The 23,352-nt window shown below is 65.9% G+C and carries 23 protein-coding genes; 8 read left to right on the top strand and 15 right to left on the bottom strand.

Features of this window, described 5'->3' with window-relative positions:
• Positions 1–73: 73 nt before the first annotated feature.
• The gene (locus CCA01S_RS00395) at positions 74–772 is read right to left on the bottom strand and encodes an ABC transporter ATP-binding protein (protein ID WP_066452653.1); all 699 of its coding nucleotides are present in this window, start codon (positions 770–772) and stop codon (positions 74–76) included.
• Positions 765–2,036, bottom strand: coding sequence for a lipoprotein-releasing ABC transporter permease subunit (locus CCA01S_RS00400; protein ID WP_066452655.1), 1,272 nt, complete (start codon positions 2,034–2,036; stop codon positions 765–767). The genes CCA01S_RS00395 and CCA01S_RS00400 overlap by 8 nt, the downstream gene beginning before the upstream one ends.
• A 40-nt stretch (positions 2,037–2,076) precedes the next feature.
• On the opposite strand from CCA01S_RS00400, the gene CCA01S_RS00405 reads away from it, so the two are divergent.
• Both CCA01S_RS00405 and recJ read left to right on the top strand, forming a co-directional pair.
• Complete coding sequence (locus CCA01S_RS00405; protein ID WP_066452657.1) at positions 2,077–2,991, top strand: hypothetical protein; 915 nt, start codon at positions 2,077–2,079, stop codon at positions 2,989–2,991.
• On the top strand, positions 2,988–4,676 hold the full coding sequence (gene recJ, locus CCA01S_RS00410) for a single-stranded-DNA-specific exonuclease RecJ (RefSeq protein WP_066452921.1): 1,689 nt from the start codon (positions 2,988–2,990) through the stop codon (positions 4,674–4,676). Before CCA01S_RS00405 ends, recJ begins: the two co-directional genes overlap by 4 nt.
• Here recJ and CCA01S_RS00415 read toward each other — a convergent pair.
• Both CCA01S_RS00415 and CCA01S_RS00420 read right to left on the bottom strand, forming a co-directional pair.
• On the bottom strand, positions 4,643–5,590 hold the full coding sequence (locus CCA01S_RS00415) for a DMT family transporter (RefSeq protein WP_066452660.1): 948 nt from the start codon (positions 5,588–5,590) through the stop codon (positions 4,643–4,645). The genes recJ and CCA01S_RS00415 overlap by 34 nt on opposite strands.
• Complete coding sequence (locus CCA01S_RS00420) at positions 5,587–6,498, bottom strand: DMT family transporter (RefSeq protein WP_066452661.1); 912 nt, start codon at positions 6,496–6,498, stop codon at positions 5,587–5,589. The genes CCA01S_RS00415 and CCA01S_RS00420 overlap by 4 nt, the downstream gene beginning before the upstream one ends.
• A 352-nt stretch (positions 6,499–6,850) precedes the next feature.
• Here CCA01S_RS00420 and infA point away from each other — a divergent pair, with 352 nt between their 5' ends.
• A complete protein-coding gene (gene infA, locus CCA01S_RS00425) occupies positions 6,851–7,114 on the top strand; it encodes a translation initiation factor IF-1 (protein ID WP_066452663.1) in 264 nt (87 codons plus the stop codon).
• A gap of 76 nt (positions 7,115–7,190) precedes the next feature.
• On the opposite strand, the gene CCA01S_RS00430 is transcribed toward infA, so the two are convergent.
• The 4 genes from CCA01S_RS00430 to CCA01S_RS00445 form a co-directional block, all read right to left on the bottom strand.
• Positions 7,191–7,955 (bottom strand): substrate-binding periplasmic protein, encoded by a 765-nt coding sequence (locus CCA01S_RS00430; RefSeq protein ID WP_066452665.1) that lies wholly within the window; start codon positions 7,953–7,955, stop codon positions 7,191–7,193.
• A gap of 43 nt (positions 7,956–7,998) precedes the next feature.
• Positions 7,999–8,772, bottom strand: coding sequence for an ABC transporter permease (locus CCA01S_RS00435; RefSeq protein WP_066452923.1), 774 nt, complete (start codon positions 8,770–8,772; stop codon positions 7,999–8,001).
• Between the two features lie 141 nt (positions 8,773–8,913).
• A complete protein-coding gene (locus tag CCA01S_RS00440) occupies positions 8,914–9,909 on the bottom strand; it encodes an ABC transporter substrate-binding protein (RefSeq protein WP_066452667.1) in 996 nt (331 codons plus the stop codon).
• Positions 9,906–10,682: an ABC transporter ATP-binding protein gene (locus CCA01S_RS00445; RefSeq protein WP_066452670.1), complete on the bottom strand. Its 777-nt coding sequence runs from the start codon at positions 10,680–10,682 to the stop codon at positions 9,906–9,908. The genes CCA01S_RS00440 and CCA01S_RS00445 overlap by 4 nt, the downstream gene beginning before the upstream one ends.
• 255 nt (positions 10,683–10,937) lie before the next feature.
• Here CCA01S_RS00445 and CCA01S_RS00450 point away from each other — a divergent pair, with 255 nt between their 5' ends.
• On the top strand, positions 10,938–11,492 hold the full coding sequence (locus CCA01S_RS00450; protein WP_180984178.1) for a hemerythrin domain-containing protein: 555 nt from the start codon (positions 10,938–10,940) through the stop codon (positions 11,490–11,492).
• 28 nt (positions 11,493–11,520) lie between these two features.
• On the opposite strand, the gene CCA01S_RS00455 is transcribed toward CCA01S_RS00450, so the two are convergent.
• Positions 11,521–12,576 carry a tellurite resistance/C4-dicarboxylate transporter family protein gene (locus tag CCA01S_RS00455; protein ID WP_066452673.1) on the bottom strand — a complete coding sequence of 352 codons (1,056 nt, stop codon included), beginning with the start codon at positions 12,574–12,576 and terminating at the stop codon, positions 11,521–11,523.
• Between the two features lie 202 nt (positions 12,577–12,778).
• Between CCA01S_RS00455 and prfB the strand changes: the two genes are divergently transcribed.
• Positions 12,779–13,883 (top strand): peptide chain release factor 2 gene (prfB, locus tag CCA01S_RS00460; protein WP_198149869.1). Its coding sequence is split into 2 segments (ribosomal slippage): positions 12,779–12,859 and positions 12,861–13,883, totalling 1,104 coding nucleotides; the frame shifts between segments, so codons are not numbered across the junction.
• An 89-nt stretch (positions 13,884–13,972) separates the two neighbouring features.
• Entirely contained in the window at positions 13,973–15,490 is a 1,518-nt protein-coding gene (gene lysS / locus CCA01S_RS00465; protein ID WP_066452677.1) for a lysine--tRNA ligase, read from the top strand.
• Between the two features lie 60 nt (positions 15,491–15,550).
• Here lysS and iscA read toward each other — a convergent pair whose 3' ends face one another.
• From iscA to uvrB, 6 genes are all read right to left on the bottom strand, one after another.
• A complete protein-coding gene (iscA, locus tag CCA01S_RS00470) occupies positions 15,551–15,874 on the bottom strand; it encodes an iron-sulfur cluster assembly protein IscA (protein ID WP_066452679.1) in 324 nt (107 codons plus the stop codon).
• 23 nt (positions 15,875–15,897) lie between these two features.
• On the bottom strand, positions 15,898–16,284 hold the full coding sequence (locus CCA01S_RS00475) for an iron-sulfur cluster assembly scaffold protein (RefSeq protein WP_066452683.1): 387 nt from the start codon (positions 16,282–16,284) through the stop codon (positions 15,898–15,900).
• Complete coding sequence (locus tag CCA01S_RS00480; protein WP_066452685.1) at positions 16,284–17,504, bottom strand: IscS subfamily cysteine desulfurase; 1,221 nt, start codon at positions 17,502–17,504, stop codon at positions 16,284–16,286. Before CCA01S_RS00480 ends, CCA01S_RS00475 begins: the two co-directional genes overlap by 1 nt.
• 13 nt (positions 17,505–17,517) lie before the next feature.
• On the bottom strand, positions 17,518–18,039 hold the full coding sequence (gene iscR, locus CCA01S_RS00485; protein WP_084386261.1) for a Fe-S cluster assembly transcriptional regulator IscR: 522 nt from the start codon (positions 18,037–18,039) through the stop codon (positions 17,518–17,520).
• Positions 18,040–18,248: 209 nt separating this feature from the next.
• On the bottom strand, positions 18,249–18,740 hold the full coding sequence (locus CCA01S_RS00490) for a low molecular weight protein-tyrosine-phosphatase (RefSeq protein ID WP_066452925.1): 492 nt from the start codon (positions 18,738–18,740) through the stop codon (positions 18,249–18,251).
• Between the two features lie 201 nt (positions 18,741–18,941).
• On the bottom strand, positions 18,942–20,963 hold the full coding sequence (uvrB, locus tag CCA01S_RS00495; protein WP_066452687.1) for an excinuclease ABC subunit UvrB: 2,022 nt from the start codon (positions 20,961–20,963) through the stop codon (positions 18,942–18,944).
• A 92-nt stretch (positions 20,964–21,055) separates the two neighbouring features.
• Between uvrB and CCA01S_RS00500 the strand changes: the two genes are divergently transcribed.
• Together CCA01S_RS00500 and lexA are read left to right on the top strand one after the other, a co-directional pair.
• Complete coding sequence (locus tag CCA01S_RS00500; protein ID WP_066452689.1) at positions 21,056–22,261, top strand: amino acid aminotransferase; 1,206 nt, start codon at positions 21,056–21,058, stop codon at positions 22,259–22,261.
• 192 nt (positions 22,262–22,453) lie between these two features.
• Positions 22,454–23,263: a transcriptional repressor LexA gene (gene lexA, locus CCA01S_RS00505; RefSeq protein ID WP_066452691.1), complete on the top strand. Its 810-nt coding sequence runs from the start codon at positions 22,454–22,456 to the stop codon at positions 23,261–23,263.
• The last annotated feature ends 89 nt before the right edge of the window (positions 23,264–23,352 follow it).

A 23,352-nucleotide genomic window follows, 5' to 3' on the forward strand; every position in this document is an offset into this window, starting at 1 on the left:
TGTCCATCGTTCAAGATGGTACACGTTGTCCGCCGCAAGCAGACGCGCCCGAACCGAGCGCGTTGCACGCCGCTCAGGCTTGCGCCAGCACTCCGGCCCGCATCTGCAGCTGGCGATGTGCCAAGGCGGCCAGCGCCGGATCGTGCGTCACGATGATGAAGGCCGTGCCCAGTTCGCGGTTGATGCGCCCCAGCAGCTCGAACATCGCGTCCGCCGTGTGACGGTCGAGGTTGCCGGTGGGTTCGTCGGCCAGCACGCAAGCTGGCCGGGTGACCAGGGCCCGGGCCAGGGCCACGCGCTGGCGCTCGCCTCCCGAGAGTTGCCCGGGGAAATGACTGGCGCGGGCCTCGAGCCCCACCTGGGCGAGCAGGCCCTGGGCTTGTTCGCGGGCCTGCGCGCGCGGCATGCGGCGCACGATGAGCGGCATGGCGACGTTGTCGAGCGCGGAAAATTCCGGCAGCAGGTGGTGAAACTGGTAGACGAAGCCCAGCGCCCGGTTGCGCAGGCGGCTGCGGGCGCGCTCGCTCAGGCCGGCGGCGGCCTCGCCCGCCACCCACAGCTGCCCGGCATCGGCCTGATCCAGCAGGCCCAGCACGTGCAGCAGCGTGCTCTTGCCCGACCCCGAGGCGCCGACGATGGCCAGCATCTCGTGCGCGTTCACCGACAGGCTGACGTCGTGCAGCACCTCGACACGGCCCGCGCCCTCGTCGTAGGTCTTGGCCAGATGTTCGGCGCGCAAGACGGTCTGTGCCGTCCGAAGAGCATCAGTCATGGCGCAACACCTGGGCGGGCTGCAGGCGCGAGGCGCGCCAGCTGGGGTAAAGGGTGGCCAGCAAGGACAGCACCAGGGACGTCACGCCGATGGTGGCGATGTCGCCCACCTGCGGATTGGAGGGCAGCTCGCTGATGAAATAAATCTGCTGTGGCAGGAAATGAATGCCGAACAGCCGTTCGATCCAGGGCACAATGACGTCGATGTTGTAGGCGGCCAGCGTGCCCAGGGCCACGCCGGCCACCGTGCCGACCACCCCGATCAAGGCTCCCTGCACGAGAAAGATCCGCGCGATCTCGGCGGGCGTCGCCCCCAGCGTGCGCAAAATGGCAATGTCGGACTGCTTGTCTTTCACGGCCATCACCAGCGACGACAGCAGGTTGAAGGCCGCCACCGCGACGATCAGCGTGAGGATGAGGAACATCATGCGTTTTTCCGTCTGCACGGCGGCAAACCACGTGCGGTTGTTCTGCGTCCAGTCCATGGCGCGCACCCCGGCGGGCATCAGTTCCAGCAGCTGGCGGGCCACTTGCGGGGCCTGCTGCATGTCGGCGATGCGCAGGCGCACGCCGCTGACGCCGCTGTCGCGAAACACGCGGGCGGCGTCCTGCACGTCGACGAAGGCCAGCGTGGCGTCGTATTCATAGTAGCCGGTGGCAAACACCCCCGACACCGTAAACTGGCGCATGCGCGGCGCAAAGCCCGCGGGCGAGATCGAACCCTGGGGCGCCAGCAGCAGCACCGTGTCGCCGACCATCAGGCCCAGCGACTGCGCGATCTGGCTGCCGACGATGATGTTGAAGGAACCGGGCGTCAGACTGTCGAGCGAGCCTGACTCCATCTGGCCTTTGAGGTCGGACACCTTGGGTTCGATGGCCGGGTCGATGCCGCGCACCTGCACGCCGCTCAGGGACTGCCCGCGCGCCAACATGCCCTGTGCCGCCACGAACGGCGCCGCCCCGCGCACCTCGGGGTCTTGCGCCGCGTCGCGCGCCAGCGCCTGCCAGTGATCGAGCACCTGCTGGTGATCGACGCCCGGCACGTAGAGTTCGATGTGCGGCAGCACCGACAGCATGCGGTCGCGCACCTGCGTCTGGAAGCCGTTCATGACCGACAGGACGACGATGAGGGCGGCCACCCCCAGGCCGATGCCCGCCATCGAGCTGGCCGCCACGAACGACACGAAGCGGTCGCCCCGGCGTCCGCCGCGTCCCGTGCGCGCCAGACCCGCGTAGCGGGCCCCGATCCACCATTCATAGGCCATGAGCACTGCCTTCGGATTCTTTTGACTCTACAATTCTGCTATGCATATCGTGATACCTGGGGCTTGGCCCGACCCCGAAGTGGCAACCGAACTCGCGCCGCATCTGGTGCAACGCGCACCCACCCTCGCCCGCTGGCTGGGCCAGGGCAAAGCCCGCATCACCCCCAGCCTCGCGGCCGAGACCTGGTGCCTGCCCGCCGAGCACTGGCTGCTGCAGGCGCGCGGTTTTCAGGCGCTCGAAACCGAGCATCTTAGCGCAGGTTTGGGCCCCCTGCGCGGCCAGGCGCACGACGACGACCCCGTCTGGCTGGCCGAGCTCATCCACATGGCGCCTTCGCGCGACGGCGCGGCCCTGCTGCCCGCCGACACGCTGGCGATCACCGACGAACAATCCAGGGCGCTGCTGCTCAGCGCGCAGGCAGAGCTCGAAGACAGCGGCCTGCAACTCGACTACCTGCGCCCCGACGTCTGGCGCGTGCGCTGGCCGCAGCCCGTACGCATTCCCTGCGCCAGCCCGGCTCTGGTGGCCGTCAGCTCGGTCAACGACTGGTGGCCGCAGCAAACCGAGGCGCGCCCCTGGCGCCGCCTGGTCAACAGCCTGCAGATGGCCTGGTTCGAGCACCCCGTCAACCAGGCCCGGCAACGGCAGGGGCAGGCCCCCGTCAACAGCCTCTGGCTCTATGGCGGGGCACGGGCCAGCCAGCTGAGCCGCCCCCTGCCCGACGGCCTGCTGATTGACGAGCGCCTGCAGCCCCTGGCCGCAGCCCAGCGCTGGGGCGAGTGGCTCGACGCGCTCGCCGCGCTCGATGCCCAGTGCCTGGCCCCCAGGGCGCAAGAACCAGCGCCCGTCCTGGTGCTCACCAGCCGCGAACGCTACGTCGAGGTGACGGTGCGCAGCGGCTGGTTCGCACGCTGGCACACACAAGACTGGAGGCGCTGGTGGTGCAGCCGCTGATCCGCCCGCGGGCCACGCACCGCCAGCACGCGCAGGCGCTCGCCGAGGTCGGTGTGCATCCCCTGCTGGCGCGGCTCTGGGCTGCCCGGGGTCTGGCGCAGCCGACCGCCACCGACTGGCAGGCGCTGATCCCGCCGCAGCGGCTGACGCACGTGAACACCGCGGCCTCGCTGCTGGCCGATGCCATCGCCACGCAAAAAAAACTGCTGATCGTCGCCGATTACGACTGCGACGGCGCAACGGCCTGCGCCGTGGCCATCCGCGGCCTGCGAACCATGGGCGCCCAGGTCGATTTCCTGGTGCCCAACCGCTTCGAGACGGGATACGGCCTCTCGCCCGCCGTCGTCGAATTGGCCTGTCGCCACCCAGCGGGCAAGCCCGACCTGCTCATCACGGTGGACAACGGCATCGCCAGCATCGACGGCGTGGCTGCCGCCCGGGCCGCCGGCATCGAAGTGATCGTCACCGACCACCATCTGCCAGGCGAACAGCTGCCGCACGCCCTGGCCATCGTCAACCCAAACCAGACGGGCTGCGGCTTTCCCTCCAAGCACCTGGCCGGGGTGGGGGTCATTTTCTACGTCCTGCTGGCCCTGCGCGCCGAACTGCGCACGCGCGGCACCCTGCCCGCGCAAGGCGGGCCGCGCCTGGACACCCTGACCGACCTGGTGGCCCTGGGCACTGTCGCCGATGTCGTGCGCCTGGACGCCAACAACCGCCTGCTCGTCACACAAGGCCTCAAACGCATCCGCCAAGGCCGCATGCAGGCCGGCATTGCGGCCCTGTTCCAGGTGGCAGGGCGAGATCCGCAGCAGGCCGGCACCGACGATCTCGGCTTCGCGCTGGGGCCGCGCATCAACGCCGCGGGCCGCATGGCCGACATGAGCCTGGGCATCCACTGCCTGCTGGAAGACGAACCGGCCCGCGCCCTGGAGCTGGCCCAGGCGCTGGATACGATCAACCGTGAACGCCGCAGCCGCGAAACCGAGATGCGCGACGAGGCCCTGGCGCAGCTCGACACCCAGGCGCAGGCGCGGGCCGCCAGCGTCTGCGTCTGGCAACCCGGCTGGCATCCCGGCGTCATCGGCCTGGTGGCTTCGCGGCTGAAGGAAACCTACTGGCGCCCGGCCCTGGCCTTCGCACCCGACGATGCCGACACGCTGCGCGGCTCAGGGCGCTCCATCCCCGAAGTACACCTGCGCGACGCGCTCGACCTCGTTTCCAAGCGCCTGCCGGGGGCCATCGCGCAATTTGGCGGCCACGCCATGGCGGCGGGTCTCACCCTGCGCAAAAGCGCCTTCGAGGCTTTTGCGCAACAATTCGACCTGGCCGTGCGCACGCTCAGCGGGCACGACGCCTTCGAGCCCTGCCTGGAGACAGATGGCTCACTGGAACCCGGCTACTTCAACGCCGAGACCGCGGCGCTGCTGGCGCATCAGGTATGGGGGGCGGGCTTCGCCCCGCCGCTCTTCCAGGATCGCTTCCACGTGGTGCACCAGCGGCTGCTGAAAGAACGCCACCTGAAGCTCTTCCTGGAAAAGGACGGGATGCGCCTGGACGCCATCTGGTTCAACCACGCCGAGCCGCTGCCCGAAGCCATCGAAGCCGTCTACCGGCTGGAACGCAACACCTGGGGCGGGCGCACCACGCTTCAGTTGCTGATCGAGCACGCGCGGCCTGCCTGACGTCGCCGGGCGTCGGGCCAGGCGGCAAGCACCAGCCCCAGCAGCGCCGCGGCGAACGCCAGGGCGTGCAGGCCGCTGAAAGGCTCGCCCAGCACGCCGACCCCGACGCAGGCGGCGCCCACCGGCAGCATGACGGTGAACACCCCGGCGCGAGACGCCGGCACGCGCCGCAAACCCGTCATCCACAACCAGATCGTCCAGCTGGCCGCCAGGCCGTAGAACAACAGCAGCCCCCAGGTGGGCGCCGTAATGGCCGAAAAATCAAAATGCCAGGCGGCATAGGCGCCCGCGGGCAGCATGAGCACGAAGCCCCAGACGTTCATCAGGGCACTGATGCGCCGGGCCGACAGCGCGCCAGTGAGCTGCTTGCCGATGACGGCATAGGCCGCCTCGCACAGCACCGCGCCACCCAGCAGCGCATAGCCCAGCCAGCGCTGCGGCGCGCCACCGTCAGCGGCCGGGTCGGGCGCCTGCGTCAGTGCCAGCAGCGCAATGCCGCAGACAGCGCAAGCGATTGCCGCCAGCACCCGGGGGCGGATCGCCTCTTTGAGCACGAGGCGGCTGAGCACGGCAATGGCCGCCGGAATGGCCGACATGATGATGCCCGCGGCCACGGCGCTGCTGTAGCTCACGCCCAGTACCATGAAGACGGTGAACAGGAAGCTGCCGATGAAAGACTCGAGAAACACAAGGGCGCGCACACGCCGCGTGAGCGCGGCCTCGGCGGGCGGCTTGCGCAGCCAGTGCAGGACGGACAGGCTGCCGATGCCAAAGCGCAGGCAGCCCAGCAGAAAGACGGGGAAAATGGCTGCCAGCGGCTTGCTGAGCGCGACGTAGGCGCCCACCACGAACATGCTGGCCGCCAGGCAGGCGTAGGCCAGCCCGGGCGCCGCCCCGGCGGGGGCGGCACTCATCCGGCGGCCCCCCGGTGCGAAGACAGCACGATGCCGCCGATGATGAGCATGAACGCGAGGGCGTGATAGAAGTGCGGGCTCTCGCCCAGCAGACCCAACGACAGCAAGGCCGCAATCAGGGGGGTGAGGTTGTTGAAGAACCCAGCCAGCGTAGGCCCCACCCGCTGCACCCCCACCCCCCAGCAGCGAAAGGCGATCACGGCGGGCCCCACCGCGACGAACACCACCGTCAGCGCCAGGGGCCAACCCCACTGGATGGTCTGGCCGCCCAGCCCCCATTCGGCGGCGGCGAACAGGCCTGACCAGGCCGCGCCGTAGAGCACCTGTCCCAGGAGAAACCCGGCCCAGTGCGCGCGCACCGGCGCATCGGCCGGCACGCGGGTCAGCTGCCAGCTGTAGAACGCCCAGATGATCGTGGCCAGCACCATCAGCAGGTCGCCCACCACGAAACGCAAGGCCCACAGCTGCGCCCATTCGCCATGCGACAACACGACGGCCACCCCGGCCAGCGACAGCACGGCGCCCAGCACCTGCGCGGCGCGAATCGCCACCCCATGAAAGGCGCGCCCGATGATCAGCATCCAGACTGGCATGCTGGCGGCTACCAGCGTGACGTTGACCGGCGTGGACGTATGCAACGCCAGGTATTGCAGGGAGTTGTACAGGCCCACGCCCAGCAAACCCAGCAAGGCGTAGCGCGGCCATTGGCGCCAGATGGCGCTGTCGCGCCGCAGGGCATGATACCCCAGGGGCAGCAATAGCAGCAGGGCCAGCGCCCAGCGCAGGAAATTGAGGGTCAGGGGGGGCACCAGGTGCACCACGGCGCGCCCCACCACCGCATTGCCGGCCCACATCAGAGGCGGCACGAGCAGCAGCGTGACCGTACCGGGCGTCAGTCTTTCATTCATCGGGATATCGACCGGGCAAGCGCTATACAAGCCTGGATTCTAACCGCAGCATTGCCCCCGCCGATGCGGACACGCGACGCCATGCGGGCGAAAATCCCCGAACGTTCATCGAACCGCCAATAATTCTTGACATAATACTGCTTCAAGCCTTAAGATAAGCCATTGCATCATCAGCGGTTTTCAGTCTTGCCGGGCCTCCCGGCTGTCTTGTCAGGCTCCGCGCCTGCTGCCTCTTGGGGGCCATCGCCGCCCCCGCCTGGTTTCTGATCGCCTCTCAAGCCCGCCCCAGACCGGCACACCGGCCCGGCAGGCGTATGCCCGCTGATGCCACATTCTCACAGGAGCACACCCTATGGCCAAAGAAGAACTACTCGAAATGCACGGTTCCGTCACCGAAGTCCTGCCCGACTCCCGCTTCCGTGTGACGCTGGACAACGGCCACCCCGTCATCGCCTACACCGGCGGCAAGATGCGCAAGCACCACATCCGCATCCTGGCGGGTGATCAGGTCACACTCGAAATGTCGCCCTACGACCTCAGCAAGGGCCGCATCACGTTCCGTCACCTCAACCGCGCCCCTGGCAGCGGCCCCGCCCCGGCGCGTCGCCGTCACTGATCTCTCGGCCGCCAGGGCCTTCTCCCAGAAAGCCCGCCGCCAGTGCCATTCACCGCTCGGCCTCCGGGCATCGGCCTCAGTGGCAGTCCGGCACCGACTGATCCAGATACACCTCAAACGCAATATCGCGCGCCTGCTGGGCAGCCAGCAGCTGCAGGCGCATGGCCGCCGTGGCCTGGCGCAGCGCGTCGCGCACGGCGGGCGCCGCGTCCGCCCGCGACAGGCGCTCCAAGACTTGCTTGCGATACGGCTGCAGTTGCGCGGAAAACTTGCGCCACTCGGGGTATTTCAGCAGCTGGCGCAAAAACCCTTCATCTTGCACCGCGGCATCGCACGCCCCGGTACGCAAGGCCAGCAAGGCATCCGTCGCCGACGGGTACACTTGTTCGAGCGCGGCAAAACGCGCCGCCAACTCGCCCACATAGCGCCCATCCGCGCTCAGACACACCGTCCTGCCCGCCAGTGCCGACCAGTCGTGAATGTCGGTATCGCTGCGCAAGATGGCCATGGGACTGACCGAAACGTCCAGGCGCTTGCGATGGATGGCCGCCGACACGGACGAATCAAGCGGCACGACGCCAATCCAGGCGTCCAGCTGCCCATCGGCCAATTGCTCGACTGCCCGCTCGTAGGGCACGGCCTGCACCGAGGCGCTGCCCTCGGCGGCCTGCGCGGCCAGCACCTCAAGACGCAGCGGCGTGCGCGGCTTGGCGCCCGGCGCAGGCGCGGACGGCACATCGGCCACCCCCAGCGTCCAGCCGTCGGCCCGCGCCACGCTCGCACCCTGGGCCGGCCAGGCACAGACGAGCATCAGGCACAGGCCCGCCCCCGAAAAACGCATCCATCTCGCGCGCCAAAACGGCCGATGGGCACGGCTTGTTGCATCAGACATATTGGTAGCGCAGCACACGGCGCTTGATGTTTTCGAGTATGACCTGGTCGATCAGCGTCGCCAGGATGGCAATCGTCAGGATATTGGCCATGACCCCGACCATGTCGGCCGTCTCGCCCGCATAGGCCAGCGAGCGGCCCAGGCCCTGACCAAAGCCGATCAGCATCTCGGCTGAAATCAGAGCACGCCAGGCATTGCCGAAAGCCAGCTGGGCCCCGGTGATGAGTTCGGGCATGACGGCGGGCAGATACACCCGGCGCAGCATGTCCCAGGGCCGCGCCCCCATCACGCGCGCCGCCGACACGTGAGTCTGCAACACGCTCTCGGTGGCGTTCATGACCGACAGGGCCGCCGGAAAGAAGGCCGCCAGCGCGATGACGACGATGATGGGCACGTTGCCAAAGCCCATCAGAATCAGAAACAGCGGCACCCAGGCAATGGACGGAATCGACTGCAGGATGATGATGGCGGATTTCAGCACTTCGCGAAAGAACAGCAGCAGCCCCCCGGCCAGGCCGAACCCGATGCCGAACAGCAAGGCAAAGCCGTAGCCCACGCCCAGGCGCCCCATGCTGCCCGCCAGAATGGCGCGAAACTCGCCCGTCTGCAGGTCGTGCCAGACGCGCGCCAGCACACTCGGCACACCCGGCATCAGAAAATCGGGCAGCGTCCAGGCGGCCAGCTGCCAGACCAGCAGAATTGCGGCAATGGCCACCAGCATGGCCAGCTTGCGCGCCGTGGGTGAAACACGTCTTGTTTTACTCATGAGCAGCACGAAGGCCGGGGACAAGCCCGGCCACAGAAAGAAGATCAACAGGGGGCGCCATTATGGCATCCGGATCGCCAGCCTGCGTGCCCGGCGGGGCTGGGTCGCGCCTTGGACGCGCGCCCCGCCCGGACGCCAGGCTCACAGCTTGCGCGCCTGCTGCCAGTCGAGATCGACGATCGATTTTACGTCGTAGGCCTTGCCATCCCGGGTTTTGAGAGCGCCCTGGGCCTGCATGATGTCAGCCACTTCCTGCATGCGGCCCAGGTCGGCGGGCGTCAGCGCCGCGCTGAAGGTCTGCGTCTTGATGGCCTTGCTGATCACCTGTTCGCGCGGCACGTCACCGTCTTTCAGCGTCTTGAGCGTCGGCTCGGCGATGAAGTAGCTGGCAATGAGCTTGGCGGCTTCGTCAGGTTTGTGCTGCAGCAGGTCGATGGCCTTGCGCTGGGCATCGAGCGATTTCCAGACCAGGTCTTTCTTGGTCTTCAAGGTTTCTCCAGAGGTGATCGTGACCATGCACGGAAACGGCCAGACTTCACCGATTTCGTAGATTTGCTTGACCGGCGCGATCAGCTGCGCGATGCTGGCCTGCGGTTCAAACAGGAAGGCGGCATCCACCCGCTTGCCCACCAGCGACTGCACCGCCACCTGGGGGCTGACCCCCATGATCTGCACGTCCTGGGGTGTGAGCTTGGCGTCTTTGAGCACCACGCCGCGCAAGACAGTATCGGCCGTGCTGCCTTCTTTTTGCGAAGCCAGCGTATGCCCTTTGAGATCGGCCACGGTATTGATGCCCGCATCATCGCGCACCACCAGGGCATGGTAGCCACGCTGGGCGCCCGCCACCACCTTCAGATCGGCCCCACGCGAAGACCAGGAGGCCGCGTTGGTAAAGCCCAGCACCCCGGTGTCGAGCTGGCCGCCCACGATGGCCTTGATGAGATCGGTGCCCGACTTGAACTCGACCAGTTGCACATCCAGCCCCTGATCGGCGTAGAACTTGCCTTCGTAGGCCGTGATGGCCTGGGCGTCGTCCATGACGCGAATGTACCCGACCTTGAAGGGCTCGGCCGCCATGGCCTGGGATGACAGCGTCAGTGCGGCCAGAACGGGAATCAGAAGACGGGCGAGTTTCATGCTGCGAGTTCCTCGGGGATGGAAAGAGAAGGTTGGTGGGGTTCGTCCACGATACCCAGCAGGTGCAGGATTTCGCGGCGCACGTCGGCGTAATGGGACAGATCGTGGGTCTTGTCTTCGTCACTGAGCTGAAATTCTTTCAGCAGGCGCGAAGGCCGGGCGCTGAACACCAGGATGCGATCGGCCAGGAACAGCGCCTCGTCCACATCGTGCGTCACCAGCAGCACGGTGGGCCGGGTTTCGCGGATCAGGGTGCGCAGCGCATCTTGCAGGGTCATGCGGGTGAGCGCGTCCAGGGCGCCGAAGGGCTCGTCCAGCAGCAAGACCTCGGGATGCGTGATGAAGGCGCGCGCCAGCGCGCAGCGCTGGCGCATGCCGCCGGACACCTGATGCGGGAAATAGTCTTCAAACCCTTTCAGGCGCACCTTGTCGAGCCAGACCAGTGCCTGCTCGCGCGCCTTGCCGCGGCCGACCTTCTGCAGTTCGAGCGCCATGGAGACGTTTTGCGCCAGGGTCAGCCAGGGGTACAGGGCATTTTCCTGAAACATCAGCATGCGGCTTGGGTCGGGGCGCCGAATGAGCTGGCCATCAGCCAACACCTGGCCCGCGCTGGGCTTTTCGAGCCCCGCCGCCATGTGCAGCAGGGTGGATTTGCCGCAGCCCGAAGGCCCCACCAGGGCGACCAGCTCGCCCGGCGCGATGTTCTTGTCGAAATGATCGACCACTTTGAGATCGCCAAACTGCTTTTCGACCTGCTGAAAGGAAAGATTCATAGTGCTTGCCTGCCTCTGGGAGGCGTTGGAGTGCCGGGCGCGTCACCGGCCCGACACGGCTCATACGGTATGACTGACACTGTACCGAGCGCACTTAATGCTTAACAACGATAATTTTATGATTTCTTTATAACCAGTAGAAATAAATACCCAACCCACATCCGCGCCTTCGGGCGCGGCGACCGCATGGCGGCGCGCGACTGGCTACTATGGAGGCTCCGGCGCTTCCGGCGCCCAGCGATGCCCCGACAGACCATGCCCGATTCCGCCGCCCCCGCCCCCATCGAAACCCTGCTTCAAGCGCACGCGCGCACCCGCGCACTGCTGCGCACACTGGCCGCCTGGGCCGCGCAAGCTCCGGCCGATCCCGCCCCGCCGATGCGGCGGCGCGACGAACTGATCGCCTGGTTCGACGGCCCGGCCCCTGCCCAGCACCACCTGCTGGACGACGTCCTGTTTCCAGCCTTCATCGAATCCATGGCCGGATCGGACGCCGTCTGTCTCAAGGGGATGACCCAGGGCCTGAGCGCCCAGGGTGCCCGTCTGCAGCACCGCTGGCACGGCACCATCCGCGCGCAGCTGATGGCCGCGGCCCCCATGCGCGACACCATCGTCGCCTGGGCCGAAGACTATGTCGATTACCTGCAACGCGCCGACGAAGAACTGCTGCCCATGGCCGAGCGCCTGCTGGACGACGACGCCATGGCCCGGCTGCGCGAAGCGTGCGCGGCCCTGCCCCCCTGGATCGGGGGGCGCGACGATACAGGCAACGGCGCAACGGGCGCGGACACAGACAGTCGGCAGCCATGAGCGGCGGTCAAGCCGCAACCCCGCGCGTTCAGACGGACGCCGTCCCCCGCAATCCGCGCACCGAAGCGCGCACCAGCCCGATGAACGTCACCAACCAGGCTAGCAGGGCGGCATACAGAAAGACCCTGGGAATACCGGCCAGGAAGCTGAAGTCCATCGCACGATCCATCTGCCAGGTGCACGCCGCATACATCCCCAGGGGAAACACCATGCCCCAGTACAACGGATCGTAACGAAACGGATAGCGCTGAAAGATGTGGCGCCAGACACCCAGCAACAGCAGCATTGGAATCCACCACGTTCCCGTGGCCCAGTAGAACACCGTGAACCCCTTGAGAAAAGGCAGCAGGGAAACCAGATACGGCGCCTGCGGAGCATTGAGAATCAGCAAGGATCCGGCCAAGGTGGAAATCGCCATCGCGCCCATGTTGATCCAGTATGGCGGCAGCAAGTCGGCGGGCGAGAAGTGGAAAAATGCATAGCGGTAGAAGATGAGCGACATCATCCAGATGTACAGCATGCCCCCCCACAGCCACATCGACAGGGCAAAGAAGTTCAGTTCAAGCCGCAAGGGCTGGCCGATGCGTGGGGCCAGCAGGGCACTGGACACCGCCAGGGACTGGGTGGCCACCACGGCCAGCAGCCAGCCCCCGCTGATCCCCTTGTCGAGTGGCGGCTTGTGCGATTTGACGGTAAAGGCGGCAAAGATCGTATAGGTGAGCATCAGCCATAGAACGACCGCCCCGCCCCACAAGAAAACGCCGACATGAAGCTGGTGCACCTGCACCATGAACTGGCTGGACAGAATGCCGGTGGCGGCCACGGCGGTAAAGTAGCCCGGCCCGGCCGAATGACTGACCATGTCACCAAAAAAACGGCGCGGAAAGCGCACCGCGCGCGCCGCGTACAACACGCACAAGACGCCATACTGCACGACGTTGAGCACCAGCAGCAGCCGGGACAGCAAGCTGTAGCCCATCATGTCGGCCCCCAGCGAGACAATGCCGGTTGCCATGACCAGGCCGAAATAGGCCGGCGACAGGTTTTCCAGTCCGCCAGCCAAGCGCGCGCGCAAAGAAGTCATTGCCAAAGGCGGGGCCGCTGGCAAGGATTCCCGGCTGATAGGCGCGGGCAAGCCTTCCGGCTGCGAATGATCTGGCACCATGTGTTCTCCCAACTGCCAATTCTGTTGACGCGTTAAAATATCAGGTTTATCGCTGCGGCGTCATACAGCTTGCCTCCAAAGGCAGGCCTGCCACCTGCCGCACACATCACACGGAAACACTATGGAAGCCGAACGCCAGAACCAGATCAGCAGTCACATCGAGGACTACCTCGACCGTCAGGCGACCCTACGGAGGTATCTTTGACTACGATGCCAAGGCCGAACGCCTGCTCGTCGTCAATGCCGAACTCGAAAGCCCCGACGTCTGGAACAATCCACAGCACGCACAAGAACTAGGGCGCGAGAAAAAGTCCCTGGAAATCGTCGTCCACACCCTCAGTGAACTCGAACGCGGCTTGCTGGACGCGCGCGACCTCTTCGAACTCGCCAGCGAAGATGACGACGACGCCACGCTCGTGGCCATCGAACACGACTGCGCCGCCTTGGGCGAACGTCTCGAAGCACTTGAATTCCGCCGCATGTTCAACAATCCGGCCGATCCGCTCAACTGCTTCGTCGACATCCAGGCGGGCGCGGGCGGCACCGAGGCACAAGACTGGGCCTCGATGCTGCTGCGCCAGTACCTGCACTACGGCGAGCGCAAAGATTTCAAGACCGAAGTCCTCGAAGAATCCGAAGGCGAAGTCGCCGGCATCAAGTCGGCCACCATCAAATTCGAGGGTGAATACGCCTACGGCCTGCTGCGCACCGAAACCGGCGTGCACCGCCTGGTGCGCAAAAGCCCCTTCGATTCCTCCAACGGGCGCCACACCTCGTTTGCCAGCGTCTTCGTCTACCCGGAAATCGACGACTCCTTCGAGATCGACATCAACCCGGCGGATCTGCGCATCGACACCTACCGGGCCAGCGGCGCCGGCGGCCAGCACATCAACAAGACCGATTCCGCCGTGCGCATCACGCACAACCCCACCGGCATCGTCGTGCAGTGCCAGAACGACCGCTCGCAGCACCGCAACCGCGCCGAAGCCATGCAGATGCTCAAATCGCGCCTGTACGAGCTCGAAATGCGCAATCGTATGGCTGAACAGCAGAAGCTCGAAGACTCCAAGAGCGACGTGGGCTGGGGGCACCAGATCCGCTCCTACGTGCTGGATCAAAGCCGCATCAAAGATCTGCGCACGGGCGTCGAAATCTCCAACACGCAAAAGGTGCTGGACGGCGACCTCGACCCCTTCATCACGGCAAGCCTGAAGCAAGGGGTGTAAGCCCCCCGCCTCGCCCGCTTCCAGACACGGGGCTTGCGCCTGCAGGCCCCGGCGTCCACCCTCTTTCACGAACTGACCGATATCCCACCATGACCTCGCAGACCGACCCCCAAGCCCCGGACGAAAACCGCCTGATCGCAGAGCGCCGCGCCAAACTGGCGGCCCTGCGCGAGGCGGGCCCGGCCTACCCCAACGACTTCCGCCCGGACAGCCACGCCGCCACCTTGCACGAAGACTGCGACGCGCTCGACGCCGAAACACTCGAAACGCAAGCGCGGCGGGCCCGGGTGGCGGGCCGCATGATGCTCAAGCGCGTCATGGGCAAGGCCAGCTTCGCCACACTGCAAGACACTTCGGGCCGCCTGCAGCTCTATCTGGATCGCAGCGTGCTGGGCGACGACACCTACGCCGCCTTCAAATCGTGGGATATCGGCGACATCGTCGGCGCCGAAGGGGTTGTCTTCAAGACGCACAAGGGCGAGCTGTCCCTGCGGGTCGAGTCGCTGCGCCTGCTGTCCAAGTCGCTGCGCCCCTTGCCCGACAAATTCCACGGGGTGGCCGACCAAGAACTGCGCTACCGCCAGCGCTACGTCGATCTCATCATGACCGAAGAGACGCGCCGCACGTTCCTGGCGCGCAGCGGCATCGTCACGGCCATCCGCCAGATCATGTCCAAGGCCGATTTTCTCGAAGTGGAAACGCCCATGCTGCACCCGATCCCGGGCGGCGCGGCGGCCAAGCCCTTCATCACGCACCACAACGCGCTCGACATGGACATGTACCTGCGCATCGCCCCCGAACTGTACCTCAAGCGACTGATCGTGGGCGGTTTCGAACGCGTGTTCGAGATCAACCGCAACTTCCGCAACGAAGGCGTCAGCCCGCGCCACAACCCCGAATTCACCATGATGGAGTTCTATGCCGCGTACACCGACTACCGCTGGCTGATGGACTACACCGAAGCGCTCATCCGCGAGACGGCCCTGCGCGTGTGCGGCACCACCGAACTCAGCTATCAGGGCCAGCCGCTCGAACTGGGCCGCGCCTTCGACCGCCTGACCATCACCGAGGCCATCCTCAAGCACGCGCCGCACTACACGGCGGCCCAGCTGGAAGACATCGATTATCTGCGCGGTGAACTGCGCCGCCTGGGCGCCGACATCGATGGCCCCGCGCTCGCCCACGCCGGGCTGGGCGCCTTGCAGCTGGCCCTGTTTGAAGAAACAGCCGAAACCAAGCTGTGGCACCCCACCTTCATCATCGACTACCCGGTCGAAGTCTCACCCCTGGCGCGTGCGTCGGACACCCAGGCGGGCATCACCGAGCGCTTCGAGCTGTTTGCCTGCGGGCGCGAAATCGCCAATGGTTTTTCCGAGCTGAATGACCCCGAAGACCAGGCCGCGCGCTTCCAGGCCCAGGTGGCCGCCAAAGACGCGGGCGATGAAGAAGCCATGTACTACGACGCCGACTACGTGCGTGCGCTGGAATACGGCATGCCCCCGACGGGCGGCTGCGGCATCGGCATTGACCGCCTGGTGATGATGCTGACCGACAGCCCGAACATCCGCGACGTGATTCTGTTTCCGCACCTGCGCCGCGAAGACTGAGCGCGACACGCGCCCAGGAAGGCGGGCCGACAGCGCGTCGGCCCGACAGGCCCGCTTGGCTCAGACGGTGAACGATTCGCCGCAGCCGCAGGCGGCCTTTTCGTTGGGATTGCGGAAGCGGAAGCCCTCGTTCAGCCCCTCGCGGGCGTAATCGAGCTCGGTGCCCTGCAGGTATTGCAGGCTGTCGGGCGCCACGTACACCCGCGCGCCAAACTGTTCGAATACCTGATCTTCGGCGACGGGCTCGTCGACGTATTCCAGGTGATACGACATGCCCGAGCAGCCCGAGGGCTTGACCCCCAGGCGCAGACCGACGCCCTTGCCGCGTTTGTCGAGATGGCGCTGGATGTGATCCGCCGCCGATTGAGTGAGAGTGATCGCCATGATGACCTCGAACGGGTGAAGGTTCAGGAATGTTTGTGCGCGTAGTCTGCCACAGCCGCGCGGATGGCGTCTTCGGCCAGCAGCGCGCAGTGCAGCTTGGCGGGCGGCAGCTGCAGCGCCTGGACGAAATCCTGGCTGTGGATGCGCAGCGCGTCGGGCAGGCTGCGCCCCGCCAGCCACTCGGTGGCCAGCGACCCGGCGGCAATCGCCGCACCACAGCCGAACGCCCGGAAGCAGGCGGATTCGATCACGTCGCCCCGCAGGCGGATTTGCAGCTTGAGCACCTGCCCCACGGCGGGCGAACCCACCAGCGCCGTGCCCACGCGCGCATCGTGAGGGTCGAACGACCCCACGTGGCGCGGATGCAGGTAGTGGTCGAGCACCTGCGGCCCATAGTTTGGCCCGGCCATCAGTGCGCCTCCGCCCAGGCCGACAGCGTGCCCTGTTGTCGCATTTCCCAGAGGGGCGACAGTTCGCGCAGGCGCTGAATCTGCGTGCGCAGCAGAACGACGGCGCGATCGACCTCGTCTTGCGTGGTGTAGCGCCCCAGCGTGAGCCGCAGCGAGCTGTGCGCCAGCGGATCGCTGCGCCCCAGGGCGCGCAGCACGTAGGAGGGTTCGAGGCTGGCCGACGTACAAGCCGAGCCGGTGGACACCGCAAGCTCGGGGATGGACATGAGCAAGGCCTCGCCTTCGATGTGGGCCACGCTGAAATTGAGTGTATGCGCCACCCGCTGTTCGGGGTGGCCGTTGAGATAGATGTCGGGCAGATCGCGCAGCCCGGCCCACAGGCGGTCGCGCAAAGCGCGGATGCGGGGGACTTCGTCGGCCATTTCTTGCGCCGCCAACGCATAGGCCTGCCCCATGCCCACGATCTGGTGGGTGGGCAAGGTGCCCGAACGCATGCCGCGCTCGTGGCCCCCGCCGTGAACCTGCGCTTCGAGGCGCACGCGCGGCTTGCGCCGCACGTACAGCGCCCCGATGCCCTTGGGGCCATAGGTCTTGTGCGCCGACAGGGACATCAGATCGACGTCCAGCGCCTGGACATCGATGGCCACCTTGCCCGTGGCCTGGGCGGCATCGGTATGAAAGAGAATGCCGCGCTCGCGGCACACGGCGGCCAGCGCGGCAATGTCCTGCACGACGCCGATTTCATTGTTGACCAGCATCACCGACACCAGGATGGTGTCGGGACGCAAGGCGTCGACCAGTGCCTGCGCGCTGAGCAGCCCGTCGGCATCGACGTCCAGGTAGGTGACCTGAAAGCCCCGCTGCTCGAGCGCCTGACAGGCATCGAGCACCGCCTTGTGTTCGGTGCGCACGGTGACGATGTGCCGTCCGCGCGCCGCGTGGAATTCGGCCACGCCCTTCAGGGCCAGGTTGTCGGACTCGGTGGCACCGGACGTGAAGATGATTTCACGCGGGTCGGCATGGATGAGCCCGGCCACCTGGGCACGCGCCTGTTCGACGGCTTCTTCGGCATCCCAGCCCCAGGCGTGGCTGCGCGAGGCGGGGTTGCCAAACCGCTGACGCAGCCAGGGCACCATGGCCTCGACCACCCGCTCATCCACCGGCGTCGTGGCCGAATAATCAAGGTAGATGGGATGATCGGGGGGCAAATCGTGCAGCATTCGGACTCCGGAATCAGACCGAGACAGGCTCGCGCGGATGCGGGGCATCGTTGACGGGCGTGATCGGAATAGTGGGTCGGCCATTACGCATGTGGCCGGACTCTTGCCATTCGCGCAGGCGCTGCTGATCGACGAGATCTTGCAGCGACACTGAATCGAGGTATTCGAGCATTTTACGACTCAAGGTGGCCCAGAGATCGTGCGTCATGCACTTGCCCGAGCGCCCGTTGCGCCCGATGTCGCAGTTCTCTTTGCCGCCGCAGCTGGTGGCGTCCAGCGGCTCGTCTACCGCGAAGATGATATCAGCAACCGAGATGTCGCGCGCGTGACGCGCCAGCGTGTAGCCACCGCCCGGCCCGCGCACGCTATCGACGAGTTCGTGGCGACGCAGCTTGCCGAACAGCTGTTCGAGGTAGGACAGGGAAATGTTCTGGCGCGCGCTGATGGCGGCCAGCGTGACTGGCCCGCTGTGGTGGCGCAACGCCAGATCGATCATTGCCGTGACGGCAAAACGCCCTTTGGTCGTCAAACGCATGATGAACCCCTTGAATCTAGATGAAAGGTCACGGGCGGATGGATACCCGACCATTTGAGTCAAGTATAGCCCGATACCTGAGTAAACCAGTCAGTTTTAGGGGTATTTGCCAGACAATGATTGATCGATGTCAATTCTGTGTCCCGCAGACGTAAAACGCAAAAAGCCTCAACGGCGGTGGTTGAGGCTTTTTGGAAAGGAGGTTGAAATCAGGCTGCCTGGTACTGTAATGCGCGCTTGCGAACGAGTTCGAGCACACCCTGACAGGAATCTTCGATGTAGTCGAGCACCTTGTTGAAGCCTTCGGGCCCGCCGTAGTAGGGATCGGGCACCGTGGCTTCTTCGTATTCGTTGGAAAAACGCATCAGCAGCATCAGCTTGTGCTGGTAGACCTTGGGGCAGCGTTGCTGCAAGGCCGACAGGTTTTCCCAATCCATGGCGAGGATGAGGTCGGCTTCGCGGAAGTCGTCGGCCGTGATTTGACGCGCCACGTGTGTGGAGATATCGTAGCCACGTTTGCGCGCCGCCGCTTGGGCGCGCGCATCAGGGGCTTCGCCCACATGGAAGTGATGGGTAGCGACTGAATCGACCGAAACAGCGTCAGCGAGCCCAGCCTCGTCGATGAGATGCTGGAACACACCCTGGGCAGAGGGGGAACGGCAGATATTGCCCGTGCAGACAAAAAGTACCTTATGCATGATAGGTGAAAGTGTGCGGGAAAACCCGGAAATAGGCAAGCTTTTTTAAGCAAAATACTCAAAAAAACGTGTCTGGCCGGGGGCTTGCAAAAACCCTCATTCTCTGCTTAAAAATGCGCGCCGCGCGCATCACGGCCCTTGCCGCAGCCTCTTGCACCGCCTTGCCGCGGCCTGGGCCACGGGCGCCACAAGCGCACGGTGGCCTCAGCCCAGCAAGGCCCGCTCCTGCAAGGCCCGCAGGGTGTCGCGCACGGCGGCCGCCTGTTCGAACTCGAGGTTGCGGGCGTGCTCGTTCATGCGCTGCTCCAGCCGTTTGATTTCGCGCGCCAAGGCCTTTTCGTCTGTCAGCACCGAGGCGTCAAAGCTGGCCTGCTCCACCGCGGCGGCAGCCGCCGACGACACGCCGTCGATCAGGTCGCGCACCGCCTTGCTGACGCCGCGCGCCGTGATGCCGTGCTCGACGTTGAAGGCCTGCTGGCGCTCACGGCGGCGCGCCGTCTCGTCCATGGCCCGGTGCATGGAATCGGTGACGCGGTCGGCATACAGGATGGCCCGCCCATTGAGGTTGCGCGCGGCGCGACCGATAGTCTGGATGAGGCTGCGCTCGGAACGCAGAAAGCCTTCTTTGTCGGCATCGAGAATGGCCACCAGGGACACCTCGGGGATGTCCAGCCCCTCGCGCAGCAGGTTGATGCCCACCAGCACGTCGAATGTCCCCAGCCGCAGGTCGCGGATGATCTCGACCCGCTCGACCGTGTCGATGTCGGAGTGCAGGTAGCGCACTTTCAGGCCGTTTTCCTGCAGGTATTCAGTGAGGTCTTCGGCCATGCGCTTGGTGAGCGTAGTGACCAGCACGCGTTCGTGACAGGCGATGCGCAGCTTGGCCTCGCCCAGCAGGTCGTCCACCTGGGTGGCCGCCGGGCGCAGTTCGACTTCGGGATCGACGAGCCCCGTGGGGCGCACCACCTGCTCGATCACCGCGTCGGCATGCGCCGCTTCGTAGGGCCCGGGCGTGGCCGACACGAAGACGCACTGCGGCATGCGCGCCTCGAACTCTTCCAGGCGCAGGGGGCGGTTGTCGAGCGCCGAGGGCAGGCGAAAGCCAAACTGCACCAGGGTTTCCTTGCGCGAGCGGTCGCCGCGGTACATGCCGCCCAGCTGGCCGATGGTGACGTGGCTCTCGTCGATGAACATCAGGGCATTGGCGGGCAGGTAGTCGATCAGCGTGGGCGGCGGGTCGCCGGGCGCCGCGCCCGACAAATGGCGGGAATAATTTTCGATGCCCTTGCAAAAGCCCAGCTCTTGCAGCATTTCAAGGTCGAAGCGGGTGCGCTGCTCGAGCCGCTGGGCCTCGACCAGCTTGCCCGCCTGGGTGAGCTCGGCCAGGCGCTCGCGCAGCTCTTCTTTGATGGTTTCAATAGCGCGCAGCACGGTTTCGCGCGGCGTGACGTAGTGCGAGCTGGGAAAGATCGTGAAGCGCACCAGGCTTTGCGTGAGCTTGCCCGTCAGCGGATCGAAGAGGTCGAGCGATTCGATCTCGTCGTCGAACAGCGTGATGCGCAAGGCCTGCTCGGCGTGCTCGGCCGGAAAGACGTCGATGATCTCGCCGCGCGCCCGAAACGTGCCGCGAGAGAAATCCATGTCGTTGCGTTCGTACTGCATCGACACCAGCCGCGCGAGGATTTCCTGGCGGCCGATGCGGTCGTTGGTGCGCAACGTGAGCACCATGGCATGGTAGTCCGCCGGGTTGCCGATACCGTAGATGCACGAGACCGTGCCGACGATGATGGTGTCCGGGCGTTCGAGCAGGCTTTTCGTGGCCGACAGACGCATCTGCTCGATGTGCTCGTTGATGGACGAATCTTTTTCGATGAACAGGTCGCGCGAGGGCACGTAGGCCTCGGGCTGGTAGTAATCGTAATAAGAGACAAAGTATTCGACGGCGTTGCGCGGGAAAAATTCACGCATTTCCGCGTATAGCTGCGCGGCCAGCGTCTTGTTGGGCGCCAGCACGATGGCGGGCCGCCCCGTGCGCGCAATGACGTTGGCCATGGTGTAGGTCTTGCCCGAGCCCGTCACACCCAGCAAGGTCTGGTTCATGAGACCGTCGCGCACCCCTTCTTCCAGCGCGGCGATGGCAGCGGGCTGATCGCCCGCGGGCGGGTACGGCTGAAAAAGCTGAAACGGGCTGTCCGCAAAGCGGACAAATTTTGCATCGGTCGCCATGCTCGTCTAGACACTATTCGGGTAAACCCCTTATTATCCCATCGTTGGCCTACGCGACCAAGCTCAATCCCTTTTCGTCTCAACGGTACTCCATGTCCTCTATCTTCGCTTCCGTCGAACTCGCCCCGCGCGACCCCATTCTGGGTCTGAACGAACAATTCAAGGCCGACACCCGTTCCACCAAGGTCAACCTGGGGGTGGGCGTCTACACTGACGACGCCGGGCACATCCCCCTGCTGAAGGCCGTGCGCAAGGCCGAAGCCCAGCTCTTCGAACAGGCGGCGCCGCGCGGCTACCTGCCCATCGACGGCATCCCGGGCTACAACGCCGGCGCCCGTGCCTTGCTGCTGGGTGCCAATTCGCCGCTGGTGGCCGACCACCGCTCGGTCACGGTGCAAACGCTGGGCGGCACGGGCGCACTCAAGGTGGGGGCCGATTTCCTCAAGCGCATTCTGCCCAACGCCAAGGTCGCCATCAGCAACCCCAGCTGGGCCAACCACGAAGCACTCTTCTCGGCGGCCGGTTTTCCGGTCGTCCAGTACGACTATTACGACGCCGCTACCCATGGCCTCAATTTTGACGGCATGCTGGCCTCGCTGCGCGCCCTGCCCGTCGGCTCCATCGTCGTGCTGCACGCCTGCTGCCACAATCCCACCGGGGTTGATCCCAGCACCGAACAGTGGCAAACCATCGCCGAAACCCTGAAAGCCGGGCAACTGGTGCCCTTCCTTGACATCGCCTACCAGGGCTTCGGTTCGGGCCTGGAAGAAGACGCCGCCGTGGTGCGCCAGTTTGCCGCACTCGGCCTGACGATGTTCATCAGCTCGTCGTTCTCCAAGTCGTTCTCGCTGTACGGCGAACGCGTGGGCGCCCTCACCCTGGTCACGGGCGGCGACGAAGAAAGCGCCCGGGTGCTCAGCCAGCTCAAGCGCGTCATCCGTACCAACTACTCCAACCCGCCCACCCACGGCGGCGCCATCGTCTCGGCGGTGCTCAACACGCCCGAACTCTTCACGCTGTGGGCCGACGAACTGGCCGAAATGCGCGACCGCATCCGCGCCATGCGCCATGCGCTGGTCGAAAGCATCCACGCGCAGGGCGTGGCACAAGACTTCAGCTTCGTCAAGGCCCAGCGCGGCATGTTCTCGTATTCCGGCCTCAGCAAGGCCCAGGTCGAACGCCTGCGCGAAGAATTCGGTATCTACGCCGTGGGCAGCGGCCGCATCTGCGTGGCCGCCCTCAACAGCGGCAACGTCGAATACGTGGCCAAGGCCGTGGCCCAGGTGCTCAAGGGCTGACGCCTGGCAAGTGGCCAAGGCCATCAAGGCCTGCCGCAACCCAGCCGCGGCGATCCCGAAAGGCCCGAGCAGCACTCGGGCCTTTTTTCGGGCTGCGCCAGGCAGCCGGTCAGGCGCCGAAGCAGACGGGAACTTGCACCCACGGACGCATTCGGCCACAATGGCAACTGGTTTTCCATCCAGTAGCATGTTATGGCCTTAAAGCTCACTGCCCGGCAAGCGCAGATCCTGGAACTCATCATCCACGACATCACGCACACGGGGCGCCCGCCCACCCGCGCCGAGATCGCGCGCACGCTGGGCTTTCGTTCGGCCAACGCGGCAGAAGACCACCTGCGGGCGCTGGCGCGCAAGGGCTATATCCAGCTGGCCGCCGGCACCTCGCGCGGCATCCAGCTCACGGCACTGGCGCAGGCACCCGCCGCGTCTCAGGCGATGCTCCGCCCGTCCGTCGGGGCCGCAGGCACACCGGCCCACAGCCAGGCGGGCAACGGCGCAGCGGCATCGACAGGCAGCCACGGCGTGGTCAGCGCCGCGCCGCTATTAGTGGCCGCCCCGCCGCGCCACCTGCAGGCGCCGCCTGGCGCCCCCATCTGGACAGCCTCCTCCGATCAGCGGCTGGTGCCGCTCATTGGCCGTGTGGCCGCGGGGCACCCCATCCTGGCCGCCGAACACATCGAACGCGAAATCCCGCTCGCCCCCCACCTCTTCGAATCCAGCCCCGACTACTTCCTGCGCGTGCGCGGCACCAGCATGCGCGACATCGGCATCCTCGACGGCGACTTGCTGGCCGTGCGCAGTACCCCGCAGGCGCGGCACGGGCAGATCGTGGTGGCCCGCCTGGGCGACGAAGTCACGGTCAAGCGGCTCGAACACCGGGGCCGCCGCATCCGGCTGCTGCCCGAAAACCCCGATTTCGAACCCATCGTCATCGGCGCGGGCGACGACTTCGCCATCGAGGGCATCGCCGTCGGCCTCATCCGCACGGCCTCGCTGCACTAAGGCCCACCGGGCAGACGGCTCAGCCCCCCCCCCCCGGGCGAGGCCGCTACCGCTCGCGGACGCGCCCGCAGGCAGCAGCAAACACCCGG

The organism is Castellaniella caeni NBRC 101664 (assembly GCF_001592225.1).
GTDB lineage: Bacteria > Pseudomonadota > Gammaproteobacteria > Burkholderiales > Burkholderiaceae_B > Castellaniella > Castellaniella caeni.